Source organism: Acetatifactor sp., assembly GCF_982438285.1.
In genome coordinates this window covers 1-5,035 of the sequence record NZ_CEWDFQ010000226.1, presented here as the reverse complement: position 1 = coordinate 5,035, position 5,035 = coordinate 1, and the positions used below count along the sequence as shown (strand labels likewise).

General features: G+C 46.8%; 4 protein-coding genes. All 4 read left to right on the top strand.

Going from position 1 to position 5,035, the window contains the following annotated elements; translation table 11 throughout:
* Positions 1–2,634: DUF5702 domain-containing protein (locus tag AC1WIP_RS11065; protein ID WP_481141879.1), on the top strand; the 2,634-nt coding region annotated here is incomplete at its 5' end.
* A gap of 31 nt (positions 2,635–2,665) precedes the next feature.
* Positions 2,666–3,382: a leucine-rich repeat domain-containing protein gene (locus tag AC1WIP_RS11060; protein WP_481141878.1), complete on the top strand. Its 717-nt coding sequence runs from the start codon at positions 2,666–2,668 to the stop codon at positions 3,380–3,382.
* A gap of 204 nt (positions 3,383–3,586) precedes the next feature.
* The gene (locus AC1WIP_RS11055) at positions 3,587–4,195 is read left to right on the top strand and encodes a leucine-rich repeat domain-containing protein (protein ID WP_481141877.1); all 609 of its coding nucleotides are present in this window, start codon (positions 3,587–3,589) and stop codon (positions 4,193–4,195) included.
* Positions 4,196–4,233: 38 nt separating this feature from the next.
* Positions 4,234–4,950, top strand: coding sequence for a leucine-rich repeat domain-containing protein (locus tag AC1WIP_RS11050; RefSeq protein WP_481141876.1), 717 nt, complete (start codon positions 4,234–4,236; stop codon positions 4,948–4,950).
* The last annotated feature ends 85 nt before the right edge of the window (positions 4,951–5,035 follow it).

The following is a 5,035-nucleotide window of genomic DNA, read 5'->3' as shown; positions in this document are numbered from 1 at the left end:
CAGGAGGGCTATACCAATGAATGGCTGGTGGGGGTTGTGAACAGTCTGGAGGCTGACAGAGCGCTTTACCAGGAAATCCATCAGCTGATGATATCCCAATTATATAATACCTCTGGACTGACGGAATTTTATAGACCCACCCTGGGGCTTGATTACAAAACCTATTCCTATACAGATTCCGGATGTCATTCCCGTAAAGAGACAATAGACGATGAGATTGATGAGGCTGCCACGGCGGCTGCCAATGAGGGACTGTCAGAGGATGATCCGGAGTACAGCATTGTTTATAAGCCTTCCTATGATGTTTATTATATTGACGGCGACCTTATGGAGACTAATTTTACAAATGTGTCAAACGCGATAACCGCCTTTGACAATGCAAAGCAGGAGCTTGTCAATGCAGCCAGTGAGATTGCCTATAATGAAGATACAAATGATATCCAGTACTGGAAGAGAGTCACTGATGCGATCAGAGGAGCCGGAGGAGGGAAGGATCATGTAACAAATTACCTGGATAAGGCTAAGGCAATGATTGATGCCTATGCCAAGATGGTTGCAATGATGGGGTGCGAGAAGGGAGATAACCTTCCATCGGGCTATGAAGCTACCTATAACAGCTACAAATCACAGGTGGAGGAAAGACAGAGCTTTTATCTGACAGCTGGGGTTGCCAGTGCCACAGACGCCTATATTGTCCTGATGGAGCGGATAGAATACATTTCATCTGAAAATATTGATAAAATTGATCCCAAAAAAATTATCTTGCCTCAGAACAGTGAGACAATCGATGACGCTTTAGACAGAATGGCAGGTGAGCTGGTAATATTTCGCGAGAGACTGCAGAAAGGGGTGGATGCCCTGGATGTGGTAATAAAAGGAGATGGGAAATGGATTGGCCATAAGGTAGACTCCTTGGACGACCTCTTAGAGCTCGCGAATAAATACCAGACAGAATTTGGAGAATGGAATGTTCTGGCTCATTCAGTAGGAACGAACCTGGCGACTGCGGATCGGGAGGAAATTGAAGGATTATCCAAGGAATTTGCGGACAAAATCAACAGCGATTCTGTCACAGAGCTTAAAACAAGGCTCACCAATATGAGAAATCAGCTGCAGGCAGTGATCGATGTAATCGACGGCATGACGTACGGTGGGGAGAAGCTTTCAGAAATAAAAGATTTCAATACTTTAAAAAGCAGGGCTTCTTCAGCAGTGTCGGAGGACAGCATACCCTTGTCCAACGCTGAAATCGCAAATTATGCAGATTCCACTTTTGCCCAGCTGTTCCTTCCCAGCGTAAGCGGTGCGTTGTATACGATCAACACAAATTCAGACGCACACATGACCCTAGACCCGGGACAAGGAACGGCAGAGACGGCTTCGGTTGCAGTCCCGGAGCTCTATGTCTATCTCAGAAGCAAATTTATAAATACAGATGACGATAAGGTGGAGGAGACAGAGAAGGAAAAGGATAAGGCCAAGAAAGACGCTGAGGATAAAGAAGATAGTGTAAAGGACAAAGATAGATATAAATATTCAGGGACAACAAATATAACAAAGGATTTTTCCAACGGCAATACCTTCTCTCTGGCGGGGGATGCGGTATCCAGCTTTGGAAATATCGTTGAAAGCCTTTACAATGGAGAATTGGAAAGTATCCGTGACAATCTTTACCTAAGCGTCTACGCAATGGAAATGTTCAGCTATGCTACATATGACTATGAGGGCCAGTATAAAATCCTGGAAAAAAAGACAGACCGCGGATATGAAATGATGGAGCTGAATGAAAGCGATTATCTGGAAAAGTATAAGGCAATTGAGGACATATTCAATGAGGAAAGCCCTACGAACGCGGCCAATAAGTCACTGACCAATAAGGTGATCAGCGTGGACAACAATGCGGCCATGGGGGCGGAAGTGGAGTATATTCTCTATGGCAAGGATACCAACGCGGCGAATGTAAAGGCTGCCTACACAGATATTTATGCCATACGGTACGGGTTAAACCTGGTGTCGGCATTTGCAAATTTCTGGAGCAGAGGCAATCCTACAGGGAATGCCTTGGATAGCGCGGCAATCTTCATCAGTTCGGCCACAAGCGGCGTGATCCCTGTGCCGGCGGTAAAGGTGGTGATCCTTCCCATATTGGCCTTATTTGAAACGTCAAATGATATGGAACGGTTGGAGGCGGGCTTTCCGGTAGAGCTGTATAAGAAGGATGCAGATTACTGGCATTACAGTCTGGGAGGGGAAGAAGTAAGCATAAGCGACCTGATGAACCAGATCACAAATCTGACAACAGGATTTCAAAACAAAACAAAAGACAACAAGCCTATTTCCGGGCTGCATTACAGCGATTATCTCACTCTGTTTGTAGTCATAGGCTTTGGAAGCGACAAGTCGGAGGACATGACCTTGCGGATGGCGGAGGTCATCCAGGCCAATATGCGGAAGCTGACCAATGATTCGGGATACGATATGGGGAAGGCACGAGCCTATTTTAAGATTGAGAGCAAAATCAGGTTGAAACCGCTTTTGATTGACATATCCCTTTTTAACCAGTACAACAGCGGTTATGACAGTTCCAATACGGATTGGTGCACCTATGACGTGAGCATGACAAGGGGATATTAATTTTAATATTTAAAGGGAAAAAGGAGAGAACATGAAAAAGAGAAATTTGGCATTGTTACTGACGGCGGTATTACTCAGCATGGGCGGCTGCGCGGCAGGAGAGAAAACAACGGAGCAGAACCAGCAGACAGTGCAGGCATCTGTGGAGACAGGAGAAGAGAGCACTGAAACCGGCACAAAAACGGCAGCCTCCGGGGAGGCATCCATGGAGGCCCTGGAGCAGCATGAAGAAACGCCTGCAGAGGACTTCATATATTCTGTCCTGGAAACAGGCATCTATATCAGCGGCTACCAAGGGGATGACAGCCTGGTGGTGATTCCGGAAGAGATCGATGGGACTCCGGTGACCCTGGTGGATGGCTTAAGCAGCGCCGGGATTGAAGGGATCAAATTTTCCGACACGGTGGAGACGATAGGAGCTTTTTGCTTTTATAATGATGAGACCCTGCAGTATGTAATCTGTGGGGAGAATGTAAAAACCATAGGGGAAGTTGCGTTTGAACGCTGCGCCAACCTTAAGGAGATCCGTCTCAACGAAGGCCTGGAAACCATTGAAAACGGTGGGCTGAGCACGCTTTCTGACCAGCTGGTGGACCTATATATACCGGAATCGGTAACGACGATTGCGCCGGGCTCCCTGCCCATGGATGGGAGAACGCTGATTCATGTGAAGGCGGGCTCCTACGCAGAGCAATACTGTAAGGACAGCCAGGCAGGATTCCCGGAGATCGCATATATAGTAGAATAACTTTTCCCTGGCGAGGAATGCAGTTTCCAGGTTTGGAAAAATATATGACAAGGGGATATTAATTTTAATATTTAAAGAGAAAAAGGACGGAACATGAAAAAGAGAAATTTGGCATTGTTACTGACGGCGGCATTACTCAGCATGGGCGGCTGCGCGGCAGGAGAGGAGACAACGGAACAGAACCAGCAGACAGTGCAGGCATCTATGGAGACAGGAGAAGAGAGCACAGAAACCGGCACAAAAACAGCAGCCTCCGGGGAGGCATCCATGGAGGCCCTGGAGCAGCATGAAGAAACGCCTGCAGAGGACTTCATTTTTGTGGTATCCGGATCGGGCGACTATGTAAGTATTGAGGGTTACCACGGCGAGGATAATATCGTTGTAATCCCTGAAAACATAGAAGGTGTTCCTGTGACTGTAGTTAGTGGCCTTTCTGGAAGCGGAATTGCAGGAATCAGGTTCTCGGATAGTGTGGAAACAATCGAAGACGCGTGCTTTTTTGAAGATGGTGAACTGATGTATGTAATATGTGGAGACAATATAAAAGAAATAGGAGAAATGGTATTTTATAATTGCACAAATCTGAAAGAAATCCGGCTGAATGAGGGTCTTGAGACATTAGGAATTGGGGCGTTAATGACAGGATCTTCAGACCTGACGGACATATATATTCCGGAAACGGTCACAGACCTGACGGGAATAGATTTTTATGGAACGGTGACTTATCATGTAAAGGCAGGTTCCCCTGCTGAAGAATTTTTCAGGAGCGTAACAGAGAAAAATTTCCCAGACCTTAAATATACGATAGAATGACAAAGGATGAAGCCTCAGAAAAGGAAAAAGGAGAGAACATGAAAAAGAGAAATTTGGCATTGTTACTGACGGCGGTATTACTCAGCATGGGCGGCTGCGCGGCAGGAGAGAAAACAACGGAGCAGAACCAGCAGACAGTGCAGGCATCTGTGGAGACAGGAGAAGAGAGCACTGAAACCGGCACAAAAACGGCAGCCTCCGGGGAGGCATCCATGGAGGCCCTGGAGCAGCATGAAGAAACGCCTGCAGAGGACTTCATATATTCTGTCCTGGAAACAGGCATCTATATCAGCGGCTACCAAGGGGATGACAGCCTGGTGGTGATTCCGGAAGAGATCGATGGGACTCCGGTGACCCTGGTGGGCGGTTTAAGCAATGCCGGGATTGAAGGGATCAAATTTTCCGACACGGTGGAGACGATAGGAGCTTCTTGCTTTTTTCACGATGAGACGCTGCAGTATGTAATCTGTGGGGAAAATGTGAAAACCATAGAGGAAATTGCATTTGAATGGTGCGTCAACCTTAAGGAGATCCGCCTTAACGAAGGGCTGGAAACCATTGAAAGCGGTGGGCTGAGCACACTTTCTGACCAGCTGGCGGACCTATATATACCGGAATCGGTTGTAAAAATTGCTGGCGGTTCCTTACCGATGAATGGGGAAACGCTGATCCATGTGAAGGCGGGCTCCTATGCAGAGCAATACTGTAAGGACAGCCAGAAAGGATTCCCGGAGATCGCATATATAGTAGAATAACTTTTTCCCTGGCGGGGAATGCAGTTTCCAGCTTTGGAAATATTGCTGAAATCAATTATCCGGAAAAGTAAGGGCAATATATGAC